The organism is Muricomes intestini, from assembly GCF_004346165.1.
Taxonomy (GTDB): Bacteria; Bacillota; Clostridia; order Lachnospirales; family Lachnospiraceae; genus Muricomes; species Muricomes intestini.
On the sequence record NZ_SLZZ01000012.1, the window covers coordinates 64,156 to 89,435 of the forward strand.

Annotated in this window: 25 protein-coding genes and 1 riboswitch; all 25 genes read left to right on the plus strand. The window is 45.5% G+C overall.

Annotation, left to right across the window (positions count from 1 at the left end):
- The first annotated feature begins 89 nt into the window (after positions 1–89).
- A complete protein-coding gene (locus EDD59_RS09985) occupies positions 90–1,679 on the plus strand; it encodes a response regulator (RefSeq protein WP_132381403.1) in 1,590 nt (529 codons plus the stop codon).
- A gap of 324 nt (positions 1,680–2,003) precedes the next feature.
- Positions 2,004–2,354 carry an L-rhamnose mutarotase gene (locus tag EDD59_RS09995; protein ID WP_243117382.1) on the plus strand — a complete coding sequence of 117 codons (351 nt, stop codon included), beginning with the start codon at positions 2,004–2,006 and terminating at the stop codon, positions 2,352–2,354.
- Between the two features lie 89 nt (positions 2,355–2,443).
- Entirely contained in the window at positions 2,444–2,971 is a 528-nt protein-coding gene (locus EDD59_RS10000; protein ID WP_132381405.1) for a cob(I)yrinic acid a,c-diamide adenosyltransferase, read from the plus strand.
- A gap of 156 nt (positions 2,972–3,127) precedes the next feature.
- Positions 3,128–3,328: riboswitch (cobalamin riboswitch) on the plus strand.
- A 99-nt stretch (positions 3,329–3,427) separates the two neighbouring features.
- Positions 3,428–4,177 (plus strand): energy-coupling factor ABC transporter permease, encoded by a 750-nt coding sequence (locus tag EDD59_RS10005; protein ID WP_132381407.1) that lies wholly within the window; start codon positions 3,428–3,430, stop codon positions 4,175–4,177.
- 1 nt (position 4,178) lies between these two features.
- Positions 4,179–4,499 carry an energy-coupling factor ABC transporter substrate-binding protein gene (locus tag EDD59_RS10010; RefSeq protein WP_132381409.1) on the plus strand — a complete coding sequence of 107 codons (321 nt, stop codon included), beginning with the start codon at positions 4,179–4,181 and terminating at the stop codon, positions 4,497–4,499.
- A 21-nt stretch (positions 4,500–4,520) separates the two neighbouring features.
- Positions 4,521–5,294: a cobalt ECF transporter T component CbiQ gene (cbiQ, locus tag EDD59_RS10015; RefSeq protein WP_132381411.1), complete on the plus strand. Its 774-nt coding sequence runs from the start codon at positions 4,521–4,523 to the stop codon at positions 5,292–5,294.
- Complete coding sequence (locus tag EDD59_RS10020; RefSeq protein WP_132381413.1) at positions 5,291–6,175, plus strand: energy-coupling factor ABC transporter ATP-binding protein; 885 nt, start codon at positions 5,291–5,293, stop codon at positions 6,173–6,175. Before cbiQ ends, EDD59_RS10020 begins: the two co-directional genes overlap by 4 nt.
- A gap of 1 nt (position 6,176) precedes the next feature.
- Positions 6,177–6,959: a sirohydrochlorin cobaltochelatase gene (locus tag EDD59_RS10025; RefSeq protein ID WP_132381415.1), complete on the plus strand. Its 783-nt coding sequence runs from the start codon at positions 6,177–6,179 to the stop codon at positions 6,957–6,959.
- A 13-nt stretch (positions 6,960–6,972) separates the two neighbouring features.
- On the plus strand, positions 6,973–8,112 hold the full coding sequence (cbiD, locus tag EDD59_RS10030) for a cobalt-precorrin-5B (C(1))-methyltransferase CbiD (protein WP_132381417.1): 1,140 nt from the start codon (positions 6,973–6,975) through the stop codon (positions 8,110–8,112).
- Positions 8,109–8,885 (plus strand): precorrin-2 C(20)-methyltransferase, encoded by a 777-nt coding sequence (locus EDD59_RS10035; RefSeq protein WP_132381474.1) that lies wholly within the window; start codon positions 8,109–8,111, stop codon positions 8,883–8,885. Before cbiD ends, EDD59_RS10035 begins: the two co-directional genes overlap by 4 nt.
- Before the next feature lie 224 nt (positions 8,886–9,109).
- Complete coding sequence (cobM, locus tag EDD59_RS10040) at positions 9,110–9,883, plus strand: precorrin-4 C(11)-methyltransferase (protein WP_132381419.1); 774 nt, start codon at positions 9,110–9,112, stop codon at positions 9,881–9,883.
- Positions 9,876–10,607 carry a precorrin-3B C(17)-methyltransferase gene (gene cobJ / locus EDD59_RS10045; RefSeq protein WP_132381421.1) on the plus strand — a complete coding sequence of 244 codons (732 nt, stop codon included), beginning with the start codon at positions 9,876–9,878 and terminating at the stop codon, positions 10,605–10,607. The genes cobM and cobJ overlap by 8 nt, the downstream gene beginning before the upstream one ends.
- Positions 10,600–11,811 carry a precorrin-6Y C5,15-methyltransferase (decarboxylating) subunit CbiT gene (cbiT, locus tag EDD59_RS10050; RefSeq protein WP_132381423.1) on the plus strand — a complete coding sequence of 404 codons (1,212 nt, stop codon included), beginning with the start codon at positions 10,600–10,602 and terminating at the stop codon, positions 11,809–11,811. The genes cobJ and cbiT overlap by 8 nt, the downstream gene beginning before the upstream one ends.
- Before the next feature lie 9 nt (positions 11,812–11,820).
- Positions 11,821–13,290, plus strand: coding sequence for a cobyrinic acid a,c-diamide synthase CobB (locus tag EDD59_RS18120; RefSeq protein ID WP_243117383.1), 1,470 nt, complete (start codon positions 11,821–11,823; stop codon positions 13,288–13,290).
- On the plus strand, positions 13,256–14,308 hold the full coding sequence (cobT, locus tag EDD59_RS18125) for a nicotinate-nucleotide--dimethylbenzimidazole phosphoribosyltransferase (protein WP_243117384.1): 1,053 nt from the start codon (positions 13,256–13,258) through the stop codon (positions 14,306–14,308). The genes EDD59_RS18120 and cobT overlap by 35 nt, the downstream gene beginning before the upstream one ends.
- A 13-nt stretch (positions 14,309–14,321) precedes the next feature.
- The gene (locus tag EDD59_RS10060) at positions 14,322–15,092 is read left to right on the plus strand and encodes an adenosylcobinamide-GDP ribazoletransferase (protein WP_132381425.1); all 771 of its coding nucleotides are present in this window, start codon (positions 14,322–14,324) and stop codon (positions 15,090–15,092) included.
- Entirely contained in the window at positions 15,080–15,679 is a 600-nt protein-coding gene (locus EDD59_RS10065) for a histidine phosphatase family protein (RefSeq protein ID WP_132381427.1), read from the plus strand. Before EDD59_RS10060 ends, EDD59_RS10065 begins: the two co-directional genes overlap by 13 nt.
- Entirely contained in the window at positions 15,676–16,638 is a 963-nt protein-coding gene (gene cbiB / locus EDD59_RS10070) for an adenosylcobinamide-phosphate synthase CbiB (protein ID WP_132381476.1), read from the plus strand. Before EDD59_RS10065 ends, cbiB begins: the two co-directional genes overlap by 4 nt.
- Before the next feature lie 24 nt (positions 16,639–16,662).
- Positions 16,663–17,733 (plus strand): pyridoxal phosphate-dependent aminotransferase, encoded by a 1,071-nt coding sequence (locus tag EDD59_RS10075; protein ID WP_132381429.1) that lies wholly within the window; start codon positions 16,663–16,665, stop codon positions 17,731–17,733.
- On the plus strand, positions 17,721–19,238 hold the full coding sequence (locus EDD59_RS10080) for a cobyric acid synthase (RefSeq protein WP_132381431.1): 1,518 nt from the start codon (positions 17,721–17,723) through the stop codon (positions 19,236–19,238). Before EDD59_RS10075 ends, EDD59_RS10080 begins: the two co-directional genes overlap by 13 nt.
- A complete protein-coding gene (hemC, locus tag EDD59_RS10085) occupies positions 19,238–20,122 on the plus strand; it encodes a hydroxymethylbilane synthase (protein WP_132381433.1) in 885 nt (294 codons plus the stop codon). The genes EDD59_RS10080 and hemC overlap by 1 nt, the downstream gene beginning before the upstream one ends.
- A 1-nt stretch (position 20,123) precedes the next feature.
- A complete protein-coding gene (gene cobA / locus EDD59_RS10090) occupies positions 20,124–21,656 on the plus strand; it encodes a uroporphyrinogen-III C-methyltransferase (protein ID WP_132381435.1) in 1,533 nt (510 codons plus the stop codon).
- Between the two features lie 11 nt (positions 21,657–21,667).
- A complete protein-coding gene (locus EDD59_RS10095; protein WP_132381437.1) occupies positions 21,668–22,588 on the plus strand; it encodes an ABC transporter permease in 921 nt (306 codons plus the stop codon).
- Positions 22,585–23,445, plus strand: coding sequence for an ABC transporter permease (locus tag EDD59_RS10100; protein ID WP_132381439.1), 861 nt, complete (start codon positions 22,585–22,587; stop codon positions 23,443–23,445). Before EDD59_RS10095 ends, EDD59_RS10100 begins: the two co-directional genes overlap by 4 nt.
- A complete protein-coding gene (locus tag EDD59_RS10105; RefSeq protein ID WP_132381441.1) occupies positions 23,442–25,274 on the plus strand; it encodes an ABC transporter ATP-binding protein in 1,833 nt (610 codons plus the stop codon). Before EDD59_RS10100 ends, EDD59_RS10105 begins: the two co-directional genes overlap by 4 nt.
- Positions 25,275–25,280 lie beyond the last annotated feature (6 nt).

A 25,280-nucleotide genomic window follows, 5' to 3' on the forward strand; every position in this document is an offset into this window, starting at 1 on the left:
AATATATCTACAAAGAATCCAAAATAATTACCAAATCTATTTCATTTTAAATCAATAAAACATTAAGTGTGACTAAAGAAGGAGACGGAATGTATACAGTATTAATTGTAGATGATGAACCAGTGGTTAGGCGTGGGGTTTCTCAGATGATTGACTGGAGTTCGCTTGGTTTTACAACTGTTCTGCAGGCTGAAGATGGGGTAGGGGCATTAGAAATATGCAGAAAAAATAAAGTAAACCTGGTATTAACGGACATTGTGATGCCTTTTATGGACGGGTTGGAATTATCGGGTATACTTGGGCAGGAATTTCCAGACATACAGATTGTCATCTTGACTGGGCATGAGGATTTCGAATATGCTAAGCAGTCAGTTGACCTTGGAGTGAAAAATTACATTCTAAAACCTGTAGGCTCAAATACTCTTTATGAAAAGATAAAGGAGATATGCCATCGGATTAATATAGAAACCACGCAAAAGCAGTATATAGCGGAGATGAAAACACAGCTTTATCAAAGCATGCCGGTATTGCAGGAGAAATTTTTATCTCTGTTGGTCTGTACTGAAAATCCAGTGGAATACGATATACATGAGCGCATCCAGAACCTTGGCCTTCCACTGAAAGGAAAGTCTTATCTTGTTGCAATCATAGAATTAGATTTCTCAGAAATACAAGGGCGTGATATTGAACTTTATACCTTTGCAGCCAAAAATGTTGTACAAGGGTGCATGGGTGACGGACACTGTGTATTTGAAAATGAACATAAACTGGTGATTGTTTTTAATTTAGATTATTATGAAGAAGCAGGACATGATATTGTCTATAAAACAATACAGGTAACCCAAAAGGCAATTTATTCCATGCTCCATATGAATAACACTTGTGCACTTGGAATGTCAGTAGATAGTCTCCCTATGCTGTACCATTCGTGGAGGGAGGCTAATAAAGCTCTGGATTGTAAATACACACTTGGAATAAACAGGGTATATGATATTCGTGATCTGGACTATGTGGAAGAAACTTTCTTTTATCCTTTTGAAGAAATGAAGAATCTTGTAAACAGTATCAAATTAATGCCCCCATCGGAAATAGAAGCAGCAGTACAGGCAGTAGGTACGGCACTGCACGGTATGCATAATGTTTCCAGTTCCAATATTCGTATGATTTTTATTGAAATTCTCACCAGTCTGCTAAAAGAATTATCCGGACTTAAGGAGGTGTCCCCTGATATATGGAATGAAGGTTTTTCTTTATATAATGGATTGGAGCAGAGCATGTCTATAGAACAAATAAGCAGTAAACTGCTGACCTTCTCAAAAAAAGTATCAAATCAGTTCCAGCGTTCTCAGAAAAACAGCAGTGAAATAATTGTGCAAAAAACCGTAGATTACATAGAGGCACAATATGCCGATGAAATGCTGACACTCTCAGGAGCAGCTGAGAAAGTAGGAGTGAGCATGGGATATTTAAGCATTTTATTCAAAAAGGAAGTCGGTATTAATTTTACAGAATATCTAACCCATGTTCGAATGAGCCATGCAAAGGAACTTTTAAGAGCAACCGATAAAAAAACTTACGAGATTGCATATGAGACCGGTTATTCAAGCCCTCATTACTTTAGTGTAAGTTTTAAGAAATGTACAGGAATGTCCCCCTCAGAATTTCGCAGCAAAGAGTAAGGTGGTAAGCAAGTGAAATGTAATAGAATATTGGTCATGTGGAGGTACAAAAGGAGGCAGATGGGAATAAAAAACAAAACTCTGCTTCTTGTGTCGCTGGTAATTAGTTTTTTTATATTTGTATTTATCATAGTTTTTATGACTATTTTTAGCAGTCGTCTTATCAAGGAGAATGCTTCCTATTCTAAAAATCTGCTAGAAAGGTAAAGGAATTAAGATCCATTTTCCCGACCGGGTTGATTATTTCTCCCAGTCATGAGGCAATTATGCCGGATGTACCACCAAGTAATATTCATGCACTTTTTGATGAAGCACAAAAAATATATGAATGAAAAAAGGAGGGCAGTAAGGATGAAACGATGTGGTGAGATGATTAGAATAAAACCAGAAGGTTTAGAAAAATACAAAGAATACCATGCCAACCCCTTACCGGGGGTGAATGAAATGATTAAGGAGTGTAACATACAGAATTATTCCATTTATCAGCGTGGAGATTTTATGTTTTCTTATTATGAATATATCGGAGAAAACTATAAGGAAGACATGGCAAAAATGGCCTCAGATCCGGCCACTCAAAAATGGTGGGATTTAGTAAAGCCGTTGATGCAGCCGCTAGAAGATAAAGAAAAAGATAAATTTTGGTCTGTTATGCAGGAAATATATCATTTAGATTAGCGTAACAGTTCAGCTGTAGTTTTCGTACTTAAAAATTGCATAATCATTTATATTGTGATAAAATTTATAAGATAAAGTGAGGTGAGGGGATGAAACGTGGGTTAATCCACATTTATTGTGGTGATGGGAAAGGTAAGACAACCGCAGCTACAGGTCTGGCAGTCCGGGCAGCAGGGTATGGCATGAAGGTTTTGTTTATCAGGTTTTTGAAAAATGAAGTTTCCGGTGAATTACATATTCTAGACCAAATCCCTGAGATAGAAGTCTTTCATCTGCAAAAGTCTTTTGGCTTTTATAACACACTAAGTGCAGAGGAAAAACGGCTGGCGGAGGTAGTATACGGAAAGCTCTGGAACACGGCTATAGAGAAAGCCGCCTCGGAAAGTTATGATCTGCTGGTTATGGATGAATTCATGGCAGCTTACAATTACGGATTAATCCCTCACCCGGAAGCATTAAAATTTTTGAAGGAAAAACCAGAGGGACTGGAGGTTGTTTTAACCGGAAGGAATCCCTCAGAAACATTAATAGAAGTTGCTGATTATGTATCAGAGATTCAGAAGATTAAGCACCCCTTTGACCAAAATATAAAGGCAAGAAGGGGCATTGAGTATTAAAGTATGTAATGTGGATTTCATGTCTGCAATTACATAGATAGTTAACAATTCAGCCATCAGCTCGATTTTACCCCAGGGGTACCGTCTTTGCTAAGCAACCAAACTACGGTTGCTAACCAAGGAAATCTGCATGGCTGAACGGTAGTTCAGGTTCGGCATACAATTTAAAAGAAGGCTTTTCCGGCATTGATATTTATTATGGCGGAGGGCAGGGGAAGCAGGTGCGAATCCTGCACAATACCCGTTGCTGTATAAGAAGAGTAGTATTCCATTAGGTCACTGTGAGATTACTTATGGGAAGGCGGAATACTGCGGTGAGGCTTGAGTCAGAATACCCGCTTTTAAATGAATCTGAATGGTTACGGGAATATGACCGGGTGTTATGCCGCAAATCTCTTTGGATTTTGTGGTAACCTGGAATATTTCAGAAGATAATATCACAAAGGAGAGAGAGACATGTCAAAGAAAGAAAAGTTGTTACTCAAGGCATCCATAGCTTTTGCGGTTATGTTTGCTGTCACACCGGCTGTTAATGCAATGCATATCATGGAGGGATATCTTCCGGCAAAATATTGTATTGCGTGGGGCGTCATCTGTGTTCCATTTCTGGCTGCCGGTTTTATTTCCCTGAAAAAAAAGATTGCGGCAAACCGCAAAAGTATCACATTGATTGCCATGGCGGGGGCATTTATTTTTGTAATATCCTCCCTGAAAATTCCGTCTGTGACCGGAAGCTGTTCTCATATGACCGGAACAGGCTTAGGGGCCATCCTGTTTGGGCCCGCTGCGGTCAGTATTTTGGGTATTATTGTATTGCTGTTCCAGGCGATTCTGCTGGCCCACGGCGGACTGACTACATTGGGAGCGAATACATTTTCCATGGCAATTGCGGGACCACTTTTGTCCTTTGCAATTTATAAGCTTTGCGGTAAATTTAAGGTAAACCGGAAAGTTTCTGTATTTCTGGCGGCATTTCTGGGAGATTTATTTACATACTGTGTAACAAGTATCCAGCTCGCTATGGCCTATCCGTCTGAAGCAGGCGGAGCGGGAGCTTCAGCGGTAAAATTTCTCGGTGTATTTGCACCGACACAGCTGCCTCTTGCTGTGATTGAAGGAATTCTCACAGTCATTATTATCATGGCTATGGAATCTTATGCAAAGCCGGAACTGAAGGCAATCGGATTTTTAAAGGAGGCCAAGTGAGATGAGCAAAAATAAAAAAATAGTTATTGTGCTGCTTATTGTGGCACTTCTCATTGCGGTTATACCGGTGTTTGCCCGGAAAGGGGCCGAGTTTGGCGGTTCCGACGATGCAGGAAGTGTTATGGTAGAAGAGATACATGGGGAATACACCCCCTGGTTTACCCCGGTATTGGAGACTGCTCTGGGCGGAGAACTCCCGGGAGAGTTGGAGAGCCTGCTGTTCTGTGTTCAGACAGGTATTGGCGTGGGCGTTATAGCCTTTATTATGGGACGCATGGTGGAACGAAAAAAATGGCAAAATAAAGAAGATGTAAAAGAATAGAGTTCAGGAAAGGAAAACAGTATGATTGTAGTTGATAAGCTTTGTTATCGCTCCGGGCTTAGATATGTGAATGCTGCTGAGAAGTTTATATTTTCCATTATCACTCTGCTATTCTGTGTCGTCAGCCGGTCATTGGTTATTGCAGGCATTGCATTTGCGATAAACGGGTGGCTGACTATGAAAAAGGGACGAATACCGGGAGCTTTGTATGCCAAGCTCCTGGCAGTTCCCTTTTCATTTCTTATACTGAGTACTCTGGCTGTCATTGTCAATGTTTCAAAAGTCCCACTGGATGCCTATGCAATTCCAGTGGGCAGCTTTTTTATCACGGGCAGTTTTCAGTCAATGATGTTTGGAGTACAGCTGATTGGCACAGCAATGGCGAGTGTATCCTGTCTTTATTTCTTATCCCTGAATACGACTATGACGGATTTTCTGGGCGTGCTGGCGAAGCTTCACTGCCCGGAAATATTGATGGAGCTTATGCTTTTGATTTATCGTTTTATTTTTGTGCTGATGGAAACAGCATCGGCTATTATGGTATCTCAGAAATCCAGATTGGGGAATAAAGATTTCAGAACATCTGTAGATTCCTTCGGCAAGATGGGAGCGGGATTATTGATTCGTGCATTTAAGCGTTCCAATGCCCTTTATGATGCAATGGAGTCCCGGTGTTATGACGGGAAGATACGGGTACTGGAGGAAAATCACTCTGCGAAAAGAAAAGAAATAGCGGCAATTGCGGTCTTTGAGTTGGTTTTGCTGGGAATTACCGTGTGGAGGAAGATGATATGACTGATACAAAGCAGGACATTATTATAGAAGCAAAAAATTTACATTTTTCTTACGAGGAGGACGGGGAACACGCTCTGAACGGTGTCAGCCTGAAAATACGAAAGGGTTCAAAGGTTGCGTTTATGGGTGCAAACGGATGCGGAAAGTCAACATTCTTTCTGTGCTGCAATGGCATATATAAACCGGACAGCGGCGCGATTTTATACAATGGAAAGCCTGTGGATTATTCTAAAAAGGGACTGCTTGATTTGCGAAGCAAGGTTGGTATTGTCTTTCAGGACCCGGATAATCAGCTGTTTTCTGCCAGTGTCTATCAGGAAATTTCATTTGGTGCCCTGAATATGGGCATGGCAGCGGACGAAGCCCGGACCGAGGTGGAAGGTGTTATAGAATATCTGGAAATCATACCTTTTCGTGACAGGCCTGCCCACGCTCTAAGCGGGGGCCAGAAAAAACAAGTTTCTATAGCAGATATCCTAGTCATGCATCCGGATGTGATGATACTGGATGAGCCGGGCGCGGCACTGGATGCAAAGCATACAAAAAAGGTGAATCAGATTGTGGATAAGCTGGCGGGGGAGGGAATGACAATTCTGATGGCGACCCACGATATAAATTATGCATTATCCTGGGCGGATGAGATTGTGCTGATGCATGAAGGAAAGGTACTTCTGCAGGCAGATCCGGTGGCTGTCTGCACCAATAAAAAAGCTCTGGATTTGACAAACCAGGAGGAGCCTGCCGTACTCAGACTGTTTGAACAGCTTAAAAGCAAAGGTGTGCTGAAAAAGGATTTAACGCCTCCGATGAGAATGGAGGAGTTGGAACATTATATTCAAATATCAGTTTCCGGAGTGCCGGAGGAAAGGAAAGCGTTGTAAAATGGAGAAAAGATGCGGGAAAAAAGGAATATTGGCGGTAAGCTTTGGAACAACTCATTTGGATGCTCTGGAAAAAGGTATCGCACCTATTGAGAATCAGATACGTGATACATTCCCTGAATACCCACTTTATAGAGCCTTTACCAGCCAAATGGTCATGAACATTCTGAAAAAGAGGGAAGGTATTTCCATTTACAGCGTGAAAGAAGCTGTGGAGCAGATGGCAGAGGATGGAATAGAGCAGGTGATTGTACAGCCCACACATATTATCAATGGAATAGAGAACGACAAAATGCTCAGTGACTTGATGGAATATGCAGGTGTGTTTCATAAGATCAGTGTGGGAAAACCTTTGCTGACCAGTGTAGATGATTATAAAAAGTCCATTCATGCAGTGATGTCAGAGGTGTCTCTTGAGGAAGATGAGGCTTTGGTGCTTATGGGACACGGGACTGATCATCATGCCAATGCCGCCTACCCCACTCTGGAATATACCTTCCATTCTCTGGGATACAGTCAGGTTCTTGTGGGAACAGTGGAAGGTTTCCCTAATTTGAAAAATGTCATGCAAAAGCTGGAAATTTCGGGAAATCAAAAGGCTGCCCTGATGCCGTTTATGCTGGTGGCCGGGGATCATGCAAAAAATGATATGAGCGGGAACGAGGATTCATGGCAGGCTCAGCTGGAAGATGCAGGGTATGAGGTGAAGACAATTGTAAAAGGTCTTGGAGAGATGAAGGGAATCAGAAATATATTAGTCGAGCATATTGAGGCAGTACTTTAAGGAGAAGATAAAAATGCAGGGAGGCCATGTATGGAAGAATCAAAAACAGCTGCGGCTGGGGTACACAACAGGAAGCTGTGCGGCTGCCGCTGCTAAGGCGGCTGCCTATATGCTCCTGTCAGGACAAACTCTGACACAGGTTTCACTGCTCACTCCCAAAGGAATTACTTTATATCTGGATGTGGAGTACATTGAAAAAAGTCAGGGTCAGGTGAGCTGTGCCATCCAAAAGGACAGCGGAGATGACCCTGATATAACAGATGGAGTGTATGTATATGCCACCGTGAAACATTCGGCGGGAACTGGCCTTTCCCTGGGCGGCGGGGAGGGTGTTGGACGAGTTACAAAAAAGGGACTGGAGCAGGAAATTGGAGCAGCGGCTATCAACAAGGTGCCCCGGCATATGATTTTAGAAGCTGTTGAGGAACAGAGAGCACAGTTTGACTGCAAAGAAGGACTTGAAATACTGATCTCCATTCCAGAGGGGCAAAAGCTGGCTGTCAAGACCTTTAATCCAAGGCTGGGTATTGAAGGAGGAATTTCAGTTCTTGGCACAAGTGGTATAGTGGAGCCCATGAGTGAAAAGGCACTGACGGATACTATATATCTTGAAATGAAATTTCTGAAGGAGAATGGGCACGATTGGTGTTATATTGTACCAGGAAATTACGGAAGCGACTTTTTAACGGAAACGTTAGGGTATAATGGTGCACTGGCTGTAAAGTGCAGCAATTACATCGGAGAGACAATCGATGCTGCTGTCAGTCTTGGCATGAAGGGAATTTTGTTTATAGGGCATGCAGGCAAGCTCATAAAGCTGGCAGCAGGAGTTATGAATACTCATTCCAGGCAGGCAGACTGCAGGATGGAGGTATTGAGTTCCCATGCTGCAATGAAGGGGGCTTCCGGGGCGGAAGTAGAAAGGATTATGAATTGTACCACTACAACCGAGGCAATCGAATTTCTAAAAGAGCTGGGCATTTTGGACATAGCCATGGAGTCGATTGTGAGTCGGATAGACTTTTATCTGAAGCAGCGGGCAGGAAGTGAATTAAAAATCGGCGCTATTATGTTTTCCAAAGAGGAAGGTATATTGTGCGAGACATCGGACACAGAGAAGTTATTGGAACAGATTGGAAAGGAAAAACTATGAAACAGGGAGTATTTTACGGAATAGGGGTGGGACCGGGGGACCCTGAGCTTATGACATTAAAGGCAGTGAATACCATCCGTGAATGTGACGTACTTGCACTGGCCGTTTCGGATTCCGGTTTAAAAGAAGTTATATATGAAGAAGAGGGGACGGTAAGCGCTGATCCTTCTTATCTGGAAAAATGTGTGGCTTACCAGATTGCTCTGCAGGTGATTCCGGAAATTGTACATAAAGCAAAGCTTTATCTCCCTATGCCGATGATAAAAGATAAACAGCAATTAAAAAGAATTCATGATTTATGTGCAGATATGACAGAAGAGGTTTTGCGGGAAGGCAAAAGCATTGCCTGCATCACGCTGGGGGATCCCAGTATTTATTCCACCTGTCTTTACGTGCATAAGCGGTTGAAGGAAAAAGAGTGCAGCACCGGACTGATTCCCGGAATCCCTTCCTTTTGTGCCGCAGCGGCGAGACTGGATATAGGACTAGCGGAAAACCGGGAGGAATTGCATATTATCCCGGCATCCTATGGTGTTGAGGAGAGCTTCGCTTTGCCGGGAACGAAGATTCTGATGAAAGCAGGGAAGAAGATGCCATATGTGAAACAGGCAGTGGCAGAAAAATCACTGGAGGTTAAGGCCGTAGAAAATTGTGGGCTTCCCGGAGAAAAAGTTTACTGCAATGCAGAAGAAATACCAGATGAAGCAAGCTACTATTCTTTAATTATAATTAGGGAAACAACCATGCCGCTAAGTTCGAAAGGACCTCACTAAGCCGGCAGGTTGTACCTTACGACTAGACTCGAAAAGACCTCGTCAAGTAGTATAGGCAGGGAAACAACCATGCCGCTAAGTTCGAAAGGACCTTACTAAGCCGGCAGGTTGTACCTTACGACTAGACTCGAAAAGACCTTGTCAAGTAGTATAGGCAGGGAAACAACCATGCCGCTAAGTTCGAAAGGACCTCACTAAGCAGTATGGGCAGAAAGGAAAGAATTATGATTGTATTTGTTGGAGCGGGGCCGGGCGCCTGGGATTTGATCACTGTGCGGGGACAGAATTATTTGCGGGAAGCGGATATTATTATTTACGCGGGTTCACTTGTGAATCCTAAGCTGCTGGATGTAAAGAAGGAAGATTGTGTTGTATATAACAGTGCTCTGATGACGTTGGAGGAAATTATATATGTGATGGTTGCAGGAGAGCGGGAGAGGAAAGAAGTGGTTCGTCTACATACTGGAGACCCGTGTCTGTATGGTGCAATTCAGGAGCAGATGGATGCGCTGGAGCAGGAAGGTATTCCCTATGAGATTTGCCCTGGTGTCAGTTCATTTTGCGGGGCTGCATCGGCACTGGAAACGGAATATACCCTTCCGGGAATCTCCCAGTCTGTTGTAATCACCAGAATGGCCGGCCGCACACCAGTGCCCAAGAGAGAATCTATTCAAAGTTTTGCTGCTCACAGGGCAACCATGGTAATTTTTCTGAGTACAGGGATGCTTGCAGAATTAGCGGAGGAACTGACTGCAGGAGGGTATCCGGGGGATACCCCGGCGGCGATTGTATACAAGGCAACATGGCCGGAGGAAAAGGTGTGCCGATGCACAATTGACAGCCTGGCAACAACGGCAGAAAAGGAGAAGATCACAAAAACTGCATTGATTATTGTGGGAAGAGTTCTGGATAGTGAATATCAGAGATCTGAGCTGTATAATCCTGACTTTACCACTGAATACCGCAGGGCCAGCAGAGGAGTGAAGGACAATGAGTAAGGTGTATGTCATAGGCCTGGGACCAGGCGCTGACAGGCAAATGACACTAGAGGCGGCAAAAGTGCTGGAGAAATGCCAGGTCATTGTGGGGTATACAGTTTACGTGGATTTAATTAAATCCCAATATCCGGAAAAGCTGTATCTGACAACGAACATGACTCAGGAAGTAAAACGCTGCCGGATGGCTCTTGATGAGGCCGCTGCGGGAAAAGCTGTAGCGATGGTCTGCAGCGGCGATGCAGGGGTATACGGCATGGCAGGCCTAATGTATGAGCTGGGAGAAGAATATCCGGGTGTGATGATTGAAGTGGTGCCGGGCATTACCTCCGCCACAGGAGGGGCGGCGGTGCTGGGGGCACCTCTTATGCATGATTTTGCAGTTATAAGTTTAAGTGATCTGCTGACACCCTGGGCCCAGATTGAAAAAAGGCTGAAGGCGGCTGCCATGGCCGATTTTGTCATATGTCTGTATAATCCCTCCAGTAAAAAACGCAGAGATTATTTAAAAAAGGCATGTGAGTATGTACTAGAATATAAAAGCCCGGATACGGTCTGCGGCATTGTCCGCAATATTGGCAGGGACGGAGAAACCCACAGGGTACTGACCTTAGAAGAATTAAAAGATACAGAAACGGACATGTTCACTACTGTATTTATCGGTAATGAAGAAACAAGGCAGATAGGCGGTAAAATGGTGACACCGAGAGGATATCAATATGTGTAAAGAAAAGCGGATGATATATCTGACAGGGATCGGGATGGGAAACGAAAGGCTCATGACACAGGAGGCAAGAGAAGTTTTTGAGAGTTGTGACTGCATCATTGGGGCTGAAAGAATGGTACAGGCACTACAGGCTTATAAAAAGCCTATATTCGTTTCCTATAAACCGGAAGAAATTTACGGACTGATAAAGGACCATCCAGAATATCAGAATGTGGCAGTTGCACTTTCCGGTGATCCGGGTTTTTACAGCGGCGCAAAGAAAATCAAGGAAGAACTTTTCGATTACTGTGTATGTACTGTGCCGGGCATTTCTTCCGTGATATACCTGGCAGCGAAGCTGGGAATATCCTGGGAAGATGCAGAGCTTGTCAGTATTCACGGGAGAAAACAAAATTTTATTTATGAGATTGCAAGAAATAAAAAGACATTTCTGCTGTTCGGAGGATTGGATTGTGCCAGAGAAATCTGTGATAAGATACATTATTATGGCATGGAAGATGTGGAATTTTACATTGGGAAATATCTTTCCTATGAGAAGGAAGAAATCTTGCATAAAACCGGAGCGCAAGTTCGCCCGGAGGATTTTGAAGGTTTGGCTGCGGCCTATGTGCAAAATTCTCATCCGGAGAAAAGAGTCTGCCGGCATATTGAAGATGAGGAATTTATTCGTGGGCAGGTACCTATGACGAAATCAGAAGTAAGAAGTGTCAGCCTATCCAAGCTTGTATTGAAGAATACTGCGGTTGTCTATGATGTGGGAGCGGGGACGGGTTCTGTCAGCATAGAAGCGGCTCTACAGTCGGGAAGTATCAAGGTGTACGCAATCGAAAAGAATCCAGCGGGAACTGAATTGATAAGGCAGAACTGCCGGAAATTTTGCTGTGACAATGTGGAAATTATTGAGGGGACGGCACCTGAAGCTTTTCTGCCGCTGGAAGTGCCCACCCATGTATTTATTGGAGGAAGCTCCGGTAATTTGAAAGAGATTCTGAAGGCGGTCCGGAAGAAAAATCCTCAGGTTAGAGTTGTGCTGAATGCCATATCCCTTGAAACTGTAAGAGAGGTTATGGAAGCCATAGAGGAAAAAGTACTGAGAGAGCCGGAGATTGTTCAGATTATGACGTCGAAATCCCGGGAGTTGGGAAGATATCACATGATGACCGGACAAAATCCGGTTTATATTATTTCAGACGGGATAAAGTAGGAGGAAGCAATGCCAAACCCAAGTTTTATGATAGCTGCCGTATCCAGTGGAAGCGGAAAGACAGTGATATCCTGTGGTTTAATGGCTGCGTTTGGTCAGCGCGGCCTGCGTGTCGCGGCCTGCAAATGCGGGCCGGATTATATTGATCCCATGTTTCATCGAGAGGTTCTGGGTATTGAGTCGGAAAATCTGGACTTGTATTTTAGTAAAGAGAAAATACTGCAGGACTTGTTTCACAGACATGCAGAAAGGGCAGACATTACGGTTATCGAGGGCGTCATGGGATACTATGACGGTATATCTCTTGATTCTGAAAAAGCCAGCTCTTACGATGTGGCCCGCACATTAAAAACACCGGTAATTCTGGTTGTCAGCTGTAAGGGAATGGCTCTGTCCATTTTGCCGGTTATACGTGGTATCATGGAATTTCGGGAGGATAGTCATATATGTGGAATTATCCTGAACCGGGTATCCTCCGTGCTTTATCCCAGAATGAAGGATATGATTGAAAAAGGACTAAAAAAGATGGGCTCTGCTGTGCCTGTGATTGGCTATGTTCCCGAAAATCCTGCCTTTGGGCTGAAGAGCAGGCATCTGGGCCTGGTGATCCCTCAGGAGATTAGCAGTATACAAGAACAGATGGAACAGGCTGGAAAAATTTTGAGTGAGACAGTGGAGCTGGACACTCTGCTTTCTATTGCAGGCTGTGAAAGAAGCATAGAAACCGGGAACAGCAGGAGACATAGGCCCCTTCAAAGCCTTGAAAAGAATGAGAATAACAACAAGAATTCCTTATTAGAGGAAGAAAATGTCAGAATCGGAATTGCAAGAGATGAGGCCTTTTGCTTTTATTATAAAGATAACCTGGAATATCTGGCGCGGGCAGGCTGTGAACTGATTTCATTCAGTCCTCTGCACGATGCGGTTTTGCCGGAAAATATCCACGGCCTGATTCTGGGCGGGGGGTACCCGGAGCTTTATACGGCAGAGCTTGAGGCAAATGTATCTATGCTTACATCCATAAAGGCAGCTATAAATGACGGAATTCCATGCCTGGCAGAGTGCGGAGGCTTTATGTACCTGCATGAGGAGATGGAAGATGCTTCCGGAGCTGTCCGAAAGATGGCTGGGGTTCTTCCGGAGAAAGCTTTCTACGCGGATAGATTAGTTAGATTTGGATATATAGAGCTGGAGGCCAGATGGGATGGCACTTTTCTGAAAAAAGGAGAAAAACTGAGAGGACATGAATTTCACTACTGGGACAGCACGGACAACGGAGTTGACTGCATTGCCGTGAAACCAGATAGAAAGAGGTCATGGGAGTGTATCCATATGAAAGAAAATCTCTTCGCAGGCTATCCCCACATTCATTTTTATTCCAATGTGAAATTTGCCGAGAGGTTTATAACAGAATGCCGTAAAAGGAGGTGCAGGGGTTTTGAACATGGAAAAGATAAAAGAGCAGATTCATCCTGCTGATAAAGAAATTATGAAAGCGGCCGGGCGGCGCTGGATGTCTGTTGCGAAACCCTTGTTTTCTCTTGGAAAGCTGGAGAATGCAGTGATCCGTATAGCTGGAATGAAGGGCTGTACAGAGTTTGGTCTTAAGAAAAGAGGGCTGATTATTATGTGCGCGGACAATGGGGTGGTCGAGGAAGGCGTGACACAGACGGGCCAGGAGGTCACTGCGGCTGTAGCAGATAATTTTACAAAAAAGGCCGCAAGTGTGGCAATTATGTGCGGGGAAGCCGGGACAGATATTTTTCCGGTAGACATCGGGATGGTGACAGATGTCCCTTCGGTGACAAGACTGGTCGAAAAGGTGGCCTACGGCACTAAAAATATGGCTAGGGAGCCGGCTATGACGAGAGAAGAGGCCTGGCAGGCTGTCATGACAGGAGTTCACAGGGCAGAAGAGTTGAAAGAACAGGGGTATGACATTCTGGCTACCGGGGAGATGGGAATAGGAAATACGACCACAAGCAGTGCTGTGGCCGCCGTACTTCTGGATAGACCGGTGGAGGAGGTAACCGGGAAAGGAGCCGGTCTGACAGGGAAAGGCCTGGAAAGAAAGATACAGGTCATCAAAGATGCAATCGCTCTGCACCGCCCGGAGAAGGATGATGTGCTGGATGTGCTGGCAAAAGTGGGCGGTTTGGACATTGCAGGGCTTACCGGTGTGTTTTTGGGAGGAGCAATGAACCGTCTTCCGGTAGTCATAGACGGTTTTATCTCTGCAGTTGCAGCTTTGTGCGCCGCCAGGCTGGTTCCTGCTGCAAGTGACTATATGCTGGCCTCCCACATTTCAAAGGAGCCGGCAGGGGGGATGCTGTTGGATGCACTGCACTTGTCACCTTTTTTGACCTGTGATATGTTTTTGGGAGAGGGAAGCGGAGCAGTGGCAGTGCTGCCGTTGCTGGAAATGGGCCTCCAGGTGTACCTTCAGATGAGTACCTTTGAGGAGACAGGCATCGAGAAGTATGAAGTATTAAAGTGATCGGAGGTAGTTTATGTATCTGCTTAAATCCTGTGCAATTGCAATATCGATGTATTCAAAAATACCGGTACCCAGGGTGGAATGGAATAAAAAGAATATGAAATATGCAATGTGCTTTTTTCCGGTTGTGGGTGCAGTGCTTGGTATACTGGAATTTATGCTGGGAAAGCTGCTCTTGAAAATGGGAGCCGGCACTATGATTTTCGCGGCAGCTATGACTCTTATCCCCATACTTGTGACGGGGGGGATTCACATGGATGGATTTATGGACACAATAGATGCCCTCAGCTCTTATGGTGACAGAGAAAAAAAGCTGGAGATATTGAAAGATTCTCATGCAGGGGCGTTTGCCATTCTGGGAATGTGCTGCTATCTCTTGTGGAATACATCCCTTTGGAGTCAGGTTACCCCCAGAATGCTTCCGGTGATCAGCATGGGATATGTACTCTCCCGTTCTCTAAGCGGACTTTCAGTGGCAGCCTTTTCTCCCGCCAGAAAGGACGGACTGGCAAAGACTTTCCAGGACGGGGCACAGAAAAAGACAGTGGTCATCACAATGGCAGTGTATATTGTGCTTTGTGCGGCATGGATGCTCCGGATAAGTTTGACAATGGGAGCCGCAGCACTTGCGGCTGCAGGACTTATCTTTTCATATCATTATTACACCTGCAGAAATAAGTTCGGCGGGATTACCGGGGATTTGGCGGGATATTTTCTGCAGATCTGTGAGCTTGGAATGTTGACTGCGATTATGCTGACGGGAGGTATTGCATGGAAATTTTGATGATACGGCATTTTCAGACAAAAGGAAATCTGGACAAAAGGTATATCGGTAAAACCGATGAAACCTTGGCCGAAACCGATCATACAAAGCAGTTGGTTCAGAAAAGGAAAAAATCATGCAAAAATGTGGAGAGAGTGTCTTCGAGTCCTATGCAGAGATGTCTTCAGACGGCAGCACTTTTATTTCCGGGGGAAACACCGGTATTGTGTGACAAACTGCGCGAATGTGATTTTGGAGCATTTGAAGGAAAAAATTATAAGGAATTGCGCGATACCACGGCTTATCTAGAGTGGATGGAGTCAGGGGGGGCTATGGCCTTTCCAGGAGGGGAGAGCCGGATGGAATTTGAAGAGCGGTGTATGGAAGGCTTTTTGAAAACAGTAGATGCATGGATAAAAGAAGGGGTGCAAAAAGCGGCGCTGGTTGTACACGGGGGAACCATAATGGCGGTACTGTCCCAGCTTGACAGTGAGGGCCGGGAATTCTATGACTGGCAGCCGGAGAATGGGGGAGGATACCGGATTTTCCTAAATGAACAGGAATGGAAACAAGGAAACAGAATGTGCAGGAGGATAGAAAAATTATGATGTCACTGGCGGCCTGTGGGACAGGTTTTATATTGGATTTTTTGTTTGGAGATCCTGTATGGCTTATGCACCCGGTCAGGCTCATAGGTGCATGGATCAGTTTCTTGGAAAAGAGAGCGCGTAAGCTGTGCGGGGACAGTGATAAAAAGCTTCTGGCGGCAGGAGTAGTTCTTTGTGTCTTGGTTATTTTGCCTGCTTTTGGAATTCCATGGTTTCTATTGTATATAGCAGGATATATTCATCCGATTCTTGAGTTTATACTGGAAAGCTTTTGGTGTTATCAGCTTTTGGCGGCAAAATCACTGAAACAGGAGAGTCGAAAAGTTTATACGGAGCTCAAAAAAGGCGACTTGCCGGGTGCGAGAAAGGCGGTCTCCATGATTGTAGGAAGAGATACGGATAGATTGGATGAAGCGGGGGTCACGAAAGCTGCGGTGGAGACAGTGGCTGAAAATGCTTCCGACGGTGTGACGGCCCCTCTTCTGTTCATGATGATCGGCGGGGCACCCCTGGGATTTTTCTATAAGGCCGTGAATACCATGGATTCCATGATAGGATATAAAGATGAGAAATATCTGTATCTGGGAAGGCTGGCAGCAAAACTGGATGATGTCCTGAATTACATTCCTTCCAGGGTTTCCGCAGTATTAATGATTATTTCGGCTTACCTGCTGGGAATGAACGGGAAAAATGCCGGGCGTATTTACCGGCGGGACAGAATGAACCATGCAAGTCCTAATTCTGCCCAGACAGAAGCTGTGTGTGCAGGGGCACTTGAAATACAGCTGGCAGGAGATGCAGTTTATTTTGGAAAACTTTATAAAAAGAAATATATAGGAGATGCTATAAGACCGGTAGAGGCAGAGGATATCGTCAGGGCAGGAAGGCTGCTGTATGGGACTGCGGTATTGAGTTTTCTCTTGTTTGGGGCAATAAAGCTGCTGTCTTTAATCACATAAAGGAGTGGCAGGCAAGGAGTGATTATGAGTTATATGCATGGCGGAGACATTTATACATATGAGGGAATGCTTGATTTTTCAGTAAATATAAATCCTTTTGGGCCGAGTCCGGCTGTGCTGGAGGCGGCATGTGAAGCAATGAAGACAGTGGGGGCGTACCCCGACAGTCAGTGCAGAAAGCTGAGACAGGAGCTGGCAGAGGTGCTGGAAATTTCTGGGGATACCCTGATATTTGGAAATGGAGCGGCAGATTTGATTTTTTCTCTGGTTTTTGCGGAAAGGCCCAAAAAGGCGATACTTACTGCGCCGTCTTTTCTGGAATATGCCCAGGCGCTTAAGGCAGTGGGGTGTGAAATAAACTACCACTATCTTGAAGAGAAGCAAAATTTTCAGTTGGATGAAGGATATCTGGAGATGCTGACAGGGGATACAGATATGATTTTTCTCTGCTCTCCGGACAACCCTACAGGGGGTTTGCCCCCGCTTTCTCTGCTGCAGAAAATTGCGGGAAAATGTGAGAAATTAGGGATACGTATGGTGCTGGATGAGTGCTTTTGCGAATTTTTGGAGGATACCGAAGGCGTTTTATCTCAGACAGCAATCTGTGAATATCCCCATTTGTTTCTCCTTCGTGCCTTCACAAAAATGCATGCCATGCCGGGACTGCGGCTGGGATATGGGATCACCTCAGACAGAATGCTGCTTCATAATATGGAGAGAGTAAGACAGCCCTGGAGTGTGTCCGCTCCGGCTCAGGCAGCAGGTATCGCTGCACTGGGCGGTGCGGACAGGGTGAAGAAAACCAGAATTTTTATTACTGAGGAACGAAGAAAATTGGAGAAGAAACTAGAGCGAATGGGTGTCACATATTTTCCGTCCTCAGTTAATTATATGCTTTTGAAAAGCAGTTATGATTTGTTTGCCCTGCTGAAGGAAAAAAAGATTTTGATAAGGGACTGCAGTAATTATGAAGGACTAAAGAAGGGGTTTTATCGGATAGCGGTGAAGACCGGGGAAGAAAACCAGCTGCTTATACAGGCCCTGGAGGAAATATATCCCATTAAAAAGAGGAGGTGTGAAGTGTGGCAAAAGTAATTATGATACAGGGCACCATGTCCAATGCAGGAAAAAGCATTCTGGTGGGAGGGCTGTGCAGGGCCTTTCATCAGGATGGCTTTCGGACGGCACCTTTTAAGTCCCAGAATATGGCACTCAACTCTTTTATAACTGATGAAGGGCTTGAAATGGGGCGGGCCCAGGTAATGCAGGCGGAGGCTGCGGGAATCAGCCCCAGTGTATCTATGAATCCGATTCTCCTAAAACCAACCAATGATACCGGTTCTCAAGTTATCCTAAATGGAGAAGTGAAAGGTGTGATGTCTGCAGCCGAGTATTACCGTCACAAAAAGGAATATATACCTGCAATTTTGGAGGCATTTCACAGATTGGAAAGGAATTATGATATCATAGTGATTGAAGGTGCAGGAAGTCCTGCAGAAATCAATCTGAAAAAAGATGATATTGTCAACATGGGGCTTGCCGCTCTTGTAAATGCTCCTGTCCTTCTCGTGGGTGACATCGACAGAGGCGGTGTATTCGCACAGCTGGTAGGGACTATGGCACTGCTGGAGGAAGAAGAAAAAAGCAGAGTTAAAGGTGTGATTATTAATAAATTCCGGGGAGATAAAGAAATCTTACGTCCCGGGCTTCGGATGCTGGAGGATAAGATACATGTGCCGGTGACAGGCGTGGTGCCCTATTTTTATCTGGATATTGATGACGAAGACAGCCTGACGGAGCGGTTTGACAGAAAGGAAACAAAAGGAATTCTTGATGTTGCGGTAATCCGCACACCACGCATCAGTAATTTTACAGATTTTATGGCACTGGAATGTATGGAAGGAATCACACTGCGTTATGTCTTACGTCCCGGGGAATTCGGCAATCCGGACGGGGTGATTATTCCAGGCAGCAAGAATACAATGGAAGACTTACTCTGGATGCGTCAAATCGGGCTGGAGGCCCAGGTGGTCCGCCACAGCAAAGCGGGAAAACTGGTTTTTGGCATCTGCGGCGGCTATCAGATGCTGGGAGATACAATCACAGATCCGGAAGGTGTGGAGCATAAGGGGAAAATTAAAGGCATGGGGCTCCTGCCGATGCACACTGTATTTCAGCCTCAAAAGACGAGAACAAGAGTAACAGGAAAGTTTCAGAACCTGACAGGGGACTTAAGCCTTTTCAGCCAGATAGAAATAGAAGGTTATGAAATCCATATGGGTACAACTGAGTTTACAGGGAAAGAAGAGCATATCCTTGTATTGCAGGAGGATACCCAGAAAGAGACACTTAAATTTGACGGCGCGGCAAAGGAAAGTGTCATGGGCTGCTATGTGCACGGAGTATTTGACCGCCCTGAAGTGGCGGGAGCTTTTGTACAGGTACTGCTGAAGCAAAAGGGAATCGCACAGGATGCAGTCAGCCCGGTGGACTTGTCAAAATATAAGGAAGAGCAGTATGATAAATTGGCAGATGTTATCCGGGAAAATCTGGATATGGCTGCTGTATATGAAATTCTGGAGAAAGGAAATCGTGTATAATGAAATCGGTCATTCGAATAGGAAGCCGGGAGAGCCGGCTGGCTGTGATTCAGGCGGAAATAGTAAAAAAGCAGATTCAGAAATACCATCCGAGGATTCAGGTGGAGCTGACGGCCATGAAGACAACCGGGGACAAAATCCTGCACAAAAGTTTGGAGGACATCGGCGGCAAGGGACTTTTTGTAAAGGAGCTGGACCAGGCACTGCTGGAGGGACGGATTGATATTTCCGTCCACAGCCTGAAGGATATGCCGATGGAAATTTCGAAGGAATTGCCAATTGTTGCTTATACAGAGAGAGAGGATCCCAGGGATGTGCTGATTTACCGTCCTGGATTTCATGAAATCCCTAAGGAAGGTGTAATCGGCACATCTAGCAGGCGGCGGACACTGCAGATGAAAAAAATCTACCCTTTCTGTACGTTTCGCGGAATACGTGGAAATGTGCAGACCCGCTTAAGGAAGCTTGATGAGGGCGGCTATGACGGTACAGTTCTCGCAGCGGCAGGGCTGAGGAGGCTTAAAATGGAAGATATCATAGGGCGTGTTTTTGAAATAGAGGAAATGGTTCCAGCAGCCGGACAAGGTATCCTGGCTGTGCAGGGAAGAAAAGGAGAGGATCACACATATCTGGAATATGTGCAAAATCGTAAAAGTAGGACAGAGGCACTGGCAGAGCGCGAATTTGTCGCTGCACTTGACGGTGGATGTTCTTCCCCCATAGCCGCCCACGCGAGGGCCCTCGGCAGGGAAATCAGACTTACTGGTCTGTATTACTGCGAGGGAGAGGATTCTTATTATACGGCGGAGAGAATCGGTGAGGCCGAAAAGCCCCGGCAGCTGGGGGAGGTCCTGGCGAAGGAAATGAAACGGAGGAGCAGATAAAATGGGGAAAAATGGAAAAGTCTGGCTGGCCGGTGCCGGTCCCGGTGATGCAGGGCTTTTGACTGTGAAGACAAAACAGTTGATGGAAGAGGCGGACGTGATTGTATATGATGCTCTCATCAGTGCGGAAATACTCAGTCAGATTCCCGATGAGAAGGAGCTGATCCATGTGGGAAAACGCTGCGGAAATCATTCGGCCTCTCAGGAGCAAATCAATGAGATTTTGCTTGAGGAGGCCAAAAAAGGGAAAGAAGTACTCAGACTAAAGGGCGGGGATCCTTTTATTTTCGGGCGCGGCGGAGAAGAACTGGAGCTGCTGGCTAAACATCAGATTCCCTTTGAGGTGGTTCCCGGAGTCACATCGGCATCTGCGGTGCCTGCCTATGCAGGAATTCCTCTCACCCACCGGGACTATGCCTCTTCCTTTCATGTTATTACCGGACACCCTAGAAAAGATGGTACAAGAAAGATTGACTATGCTTCTCTCGTGCAACTGAGAGGAACACTGGTTTTTTTGATGGGGATTTCTTCTATGAAAGAAATTTTAAAAGGGCTTATAGATGCGGGCATGGACAAAAGCACGGCCGCTGCAGTCCTGGAAAAGGGAACCCTGGCAGAGCAGAGGCGGATAGTTTCCACCATAGAAAAGCTTGCCGAAGATATAAAGAAGGCAGAGCTTGGAACTCCAGCCATTCTTTTGGTGGGGGAGGTCTGTACCCTGGCCGATACGTTTCACTGGGCGGAGGACAGGCCTCTCGGAGGAAAACAGATTCTAATCACCAGGCCAAAGCAGGCCGGCTTACGTCTTGCAGAGCGGCTCCGCAGACTGGGGGCACAGGTGATTGAGCTTCCGTCTATTGTGACAGAGACCATTTCTCCGAATCCTGCTTTGGATGAGATCTTCGCTCACTTTGGAAACCGTGCAGAGGAGGAGTGGATAATTTTCACAAGTCCTATAGGTGTACAGGTATTCTTTGAGCAGATGAGCCAATCCAAGCTGGATATAAGAATGCTGTGCCAAAGAAAAGCAAAGGTTAGGTTTGCGGCAATTGGTTCTGCCACAGAAAGAGCTCTGGGTACATATGGAATTTGTGCGGATTTGGTGCCGAAAGTATATTCTGCCGGTACTCTGGGAAAAGAACTGGCAGTACAGGCAGCTCGCGGAAGCTTTGTGACGGCACTCCGGGCGGCAGAAGGATCGCAAGAACTACTTCCGCCTCTTAAAAAAGCCGGGATTTCGGTTGACGATGTACCCTTGTATCGGACATATTACAAAAGCCACAGACCCTTACGGGAAAAGATTTCTTCAATGCTGGATGCAGGGGAAATTCATGCGGTGACATTTACCAGTGCATCTACAGTCCGCGGCTTTGTGAATACAATGAAGCTTGAAAATTATAGCAATATCCTGGCAATCTGTATTGGTGAACAGACTGGGAGGGAGGCAGCAAAACATAGTATGCAGATTCGGATTGCAAAGCGTGCTGCTATTGACAGTATGGTGGATTTGATTGAACAGGAATTAAAAGAATAGGTGGAAGAAGGATGCCAAAATACATTGGAAAGCGAATATTGATAAGTGTACTTTCTCTCTTCATGCTCGTAACAGCTGGCTTTTTCCTGACGCGGATGATGCCGGGGAGTCCCTTCCAGAGCGGAAATGTGTCGGAAGACATTTTGAAATCTATAGAAAAAGAATATGGACTAGACAGGCCAGTGCTTAAACAGTATCAGGTTTACCTGAAAAATCTCCTCCGGGGTGACTTGGGTGTTTCATTAAAAAAGCCAGATGTAACGGTAGTGGAGGTAATTATTAGAGCCGTACCCAGCACAGCTATTTTAGGATTACTTGCAATTTTAACGGCATCAGTCTTAGGAACAGTATTTGGCATCTGGCAGGCCTCTTCTAAAAACAAAGTGGTGAGAGGCGGCATTTTTTTCGGAGCCATCCTGGGGACAGGCATCCCGAACTTTGTCATCGCTTTGCTTTTGATACTTCTTTTTGGGGTAAAGTTAAAGCTCTTTCCTATTGCCGGACTGACAGACTCAAGAAACTATGTGCTCCCGGTACTTTCGCTGGCGGCTTACCCCACAGCAGTAATCACGAGGCTGGTACAGAACACTTTTTGCAGAGAAATGGAAAAGGACTATGTAGTTATGGCCAGAGCAAAGGGACTTGGATATCGAAGGACAATTTTGACACATGTCTTGAAAAACGCGTGGATTCCAGTGCTGAATTATCTTGGCCCGGCCGCTGCATTTCTTCTGACCGGGAGCTTTGCGGTGGAGAGTATATTTACGATTCCGGGGCTGGGCAGGGAATTTGTAAATTCAATCGGAAACAGGGATTATACACTGATACTGGGATTGACAGTATTCATGGGGATTGTAGTGATCGGAATTAACCTCCTGACGGATTTGCTTACTGCCTGGTTGGATCCCAGAGTAAGGAGGACTTTTCTATGAAAGCAATGTTTCGGAAAAACCCTTTACTTACGGCGGGATTGATTATTCTTATACTGGTGATTTTGCTGGCGGTTCTGGTACCGGTATTTTCCCCCTATTCTTATCAGGCGCAGGATGTAGACAGACAGAACTTAAGTTCCTCCGTCAGTCACATATTCGGAACCGACAAATTTGGCAGAGATATTTTTGTGAGAGTATGGTATGGAACCAGAATCAGTCTTCTTGTAGGGCTGGGGAGTACTGCAATATGCGGATTATTCGGTATTTTGTACGGAAGTGCAGCAGGGTATGCAGGCGGGAAGACAGATTTGATTCTGATGCGTCTTGCAGATATAATAGATGCTATTCCTTCTTTACTTTATGTAATTTTGATTACACTTGCTCTGGGAGCGAATGTAGGCAGTATCCTCTTAGGGATCTGTATCTCGGGATGGATAGACTTAGCCCGCATTGTCCGGGGAGAGGTCATGAGGCTGAAAACCAGGGAATATTGTATCGCTGCAAGGATGACAGGGGCAACTGCGGGCAGAATATTGAGACGTTACATCTTACCGAATGGGGCAGGTCCCGTGATTGTGAACATTACCTTTATGGTGCCAAAGGCCATTTTTACAGAAGCCTTTTTAAGCTTTGTGGGGGCAGGAATATCTGCACCGGCGGCAAGTCTTGGAACTCTGATCCAGGATGCCAGAAGCCAGATGCTGGTGTATCCGGCCCAGATACTGTATCCCATTTTGATTCTTTGTATTTTGCTTCTGTCCATGAATCTCATAGGTGCAGGTGTTGAAGCGGGAGAAAACCAATCGGAAGCGAGGATGTTTATTTCGTTTTCCCAGGGGAAAGGATATAGAGGATGAGTTTGCTAAGTGTACAGAACTTAAGTGTACAATTTCATGACAGCTATGCCGGGGGGGAAACGGTAAGGGACATCAGTTTTAACGTGGAGCCAGGAGAAATTGTGGGGATTGTTGGGGAATCAGGCTCAGGGAAAAGTACTGCAATGCAGGCAATCATGGGACTGCTGCCTAAGAGAGCTGAAGTAAAATGTCAAAAACTGATTCTTTCCCAAGAGGACATTACACCCCCTTTTTCAGCGGACGGGAAATCCGCAGTGAAGGAAGAGAAGCTCTATGAAAAAAAGATGGAATCCATACGGGGCAGACAGATTTCCATGATATTTCAGGAGCCATTGAGCTATTTAAACCCTACAGTAAAGATTGGCAGGCAGATCACAGAGGTCATCCATGCACACGATAAAGCCTGTACCAGAGGCGGTGCCCGTCAGAGAGCAAAAGAGCTTCTGGATATGGTGGGAATCCGCCGGCCTGCAGAGAGAATGAGACAGTATTCATTTGAATTGTCAGGCGGTATGCGGCAGAGGGTCGCAACTGCTATTGCACTTGCCTGTGAGCCCAGGCTTTTGATTGCAGATGAACCGACTACTGCGCTGGACGTGACGGTGCAGGGACAGATTCTTCAGCTCATAAAGAGGATTTCTAAAGAAACTGGGACAGCCGTTCTATTTGTAAGCCACGACCTGGGCGTGATAGCATCCGTCTGCAGCCGTGTGATTGTGATGCACAATGGGAAAATCGTGGAAGAAGGTGTGACAGATGATATTTTCCGTGAGCCCCGGCATATGTATACAAAGGAACTGATCGAAAAGGCTTCTCATTTGCAGAAATTACCTCACAGTATGGTGAGCCGGAATCCGCTGTTTGTGGCAGAACATGTCACAAAACAGTACCCTGGCAGAATAAACCGGGAACAGACAGAGGCGGTGAATAATGTTTCCTTTTATATTAATAAAGGGGAAATCTACGGACTGGTCGGAGAAAGTGGGTGCGGAAAAACTACACTGGCAGGAATGGCTGCCGGGGTGTATCAGCCTACTAAGGGAAACATTCTGTTCAAGGGAGTGCCTCTTCTTAAGATGAATCGGCAGATTCAGATGGTATTCCAGGATGTACAGTCATCTCTAAACCCTAAGATGACTATTGAGGATATATTGGAGGAACCGCTTCAGCTGAATACAAAATTATCTTCTGAAGGACGAAGGAAAAAGGTGATAGAGACATTAAATCTGGTTGGCCTTTCCCCGAAAGATACAGAAAAATATCCCCAGGCATTTTCAGGAGGCCAGCGGCAGCGCATTGCGATTGCGAGGGCGCTGATACTAGAGCCGGAGCTAATGATATGTGACGAGCCGGTCTCATCTCTGGATATTTCCACACAGGAGCAGATACTGGAGCTGTTGGAGCAGGTTCAGATAGAAAAGCAGATTTCCTGCCTGTTCATTTCCCATGACTTGAATGTGGTAAAAAGAATTAGCCAGAGGCTGGGGGTTATGTATGAGGGTGTATTTGTGGAGTCCGGGAACACCCGGAGTATTTATGAGGATCCCTGGCATCCATACACAAAAACTCTATTATCCGCAATCCTGCCTCCAAATCCCAAAATGGCCAAAAGAAAACGGAGAATGTGGAAGGTGAAAGAATCCGGGGGAAAGAAACTTTTGGGTGAGGGATGTCCCTTTGCCCCCAGGTGCGGGTATGCAATGGAATGCTGCTATGCTCAGAGCCCTAAAACATATACTTTTGGAGAGCGGAAAATTGCATGTTTCCTGTATTCAGAAGAATACACAGGAAAAAGAAACGACGATTATAAAATGACTTCACAGATATAGAGATAC

Coding starts and splice junctions, on each gene's coding strand:
- cbiD (WP_132381417.1), top strand. CDS start 6,973: ATGCAGGGAGGCCATGTATGGAAGAATCAAAAACAGCTGCGGCTGGGG.
- cbiQ (WP_132381411.1), top strand. CDS start 4,521: ATGATTGTAGTTGATAAGCTTTGTTATCGCTCCGGGCTTAGATATGTG.
- EDD59_RS10000 (WP_132381405.1), top strand. CDS start 2,444: ATGAAACGTGGGTTAATCCACATTTATTGTGGTGATGGGAAAGGTAAG.
- cobJ (WP_132381421.1), top strand. CDS start 9,876: ATGAGTAAGGTGTATGTCATAGGCCTGGGACCAGGCGCTGACAGGCAA.
- cobT (WP_243117384.1), top strand. CDS start 13,256: ATGGAAAAGATAAAAGAGCAGATTCATCCTGCTGATAAAGAAATTATG.
- hemC (WP_132381433.1), top strand. CDS start 19,238: ATGAAATCGGTCATTCGAATAGGAAGCCGGGAGAGCCGGCTGGCTGTG.
- EDD59_RS10075 (WP_132381429.1), top strand. CDS start 16,663: ATGAGTTATATGCATGGCGGAGACATTTATACATATGAGGGAATGCTT.
- EDD59_RS10065 (WP_132381427.1), top strand. CDS start 15,080: ATGGAAATTTTGATGATACGGCATTTTCAGACAAAAGGAAATCTGGAC.
- cbiB (WP_132381476.1), top strand. CDS start 15,676: ATGATGTCACTGGCGGCCTGTGGGACAGGTTTTATATTGGATTTTTTG.
- EDD59_RS09985 (WP_132381403.1), top strand. CDS start 90: ATGTATACAGTATTAATTGTAGATGATGAACCAGTGGTTAGGCGTGGG.
- EDD59_RS10105 (WP_132381441.1), top strand. CDS start 23,442: ATGAGTTTGCTAAGTGTACAGAACTTAAGTGTACAATTTCATGACAGC.
- EDD59_RS10035 (WP_132381474.1), top strand. CDS start 8,109: ATGAAACAGGGAGTATTTTACGGAATAGGGGTGGGACCGGGGGACCCT.
- EDD59_RS18120 (WP_243117383.1), top strand. CDS start 11,821: ATGCCAAACCCAAGTTTTATGATAGCTGCCGTATCCAGTGGAAGCGGA.
- cobA (WP_132381435.1), top strand. CDS start 20,124: ATGGGGAAAAATGGAAAAGTCTGGCTGGCCGGTGCCGGTCCCGGTGAT.
- EDD59_RS10025 (WP_132381415.1), top strand. CDS start 6,177: ATGGAGAAAAGATGCGGGAAAAAAGGAATATTGGCGGTAAGCTTTGGA.
- cobM (WP_132381419.1), top strand. CDS start 9,110: ATGATTGTATTTGTTGGAGCGGGGCCGGGCGCCTGGGATTTGATCACT.
- EDD59_RS10005 (WP_132381407.1), top strand. CDS start 3,428: ATGTCAAAGAAAGAAAAGTTGTTACTCAAGGCATCCATAGCTTTTGCG.
- EDD59_RS10100 (WP_132381439.1), top strand. CDS start 22,585: ATGAAAGCAATGTTTCGGAAAAACCCTTTACTTACGGCGGGATTGATT.
- EDD59_RS09995 (WP_243117382.1), top strand. CDS start 2,004: ATGAATGAAAAAAGGAGGGCAGTAAGGATGAAACGATGTGGTGAGATG.
- EDD59_RS10020 (WP_132381413.1), top strand. CDS start 5,291: ATGACTGATACAAAGCAGGACATTATTATAGAAGCAAAAAATTTACAT.
- EDD59_RS10095 (WP_132381437.1), top strand. CDS start 21,668: ATGCCAAAATACATTGGAAAGCGAATATTGATAAGTGTACTTTCTCTC.
- EDD59_RS10010 (WP_132381409.1), top strand. CDS start 4,179: ATGAGCAAAAATAAAAAAATAGTTATTGTGCTGCTTATTGTGGCACTT.
- cbiT (WP_132381423.1), top strand. CDS start 10,600: ATGTGTAAAGAAAAGCGGATGATATATCTGACAGGGATCGGGATGGGA.
- EDD59_RS10060 (WP_132381425.1), top strand. CDS start 14,322: ATGTATCTGCTTAAATCCTGTGCAATTGCAATATCGATGTATTCAAAA.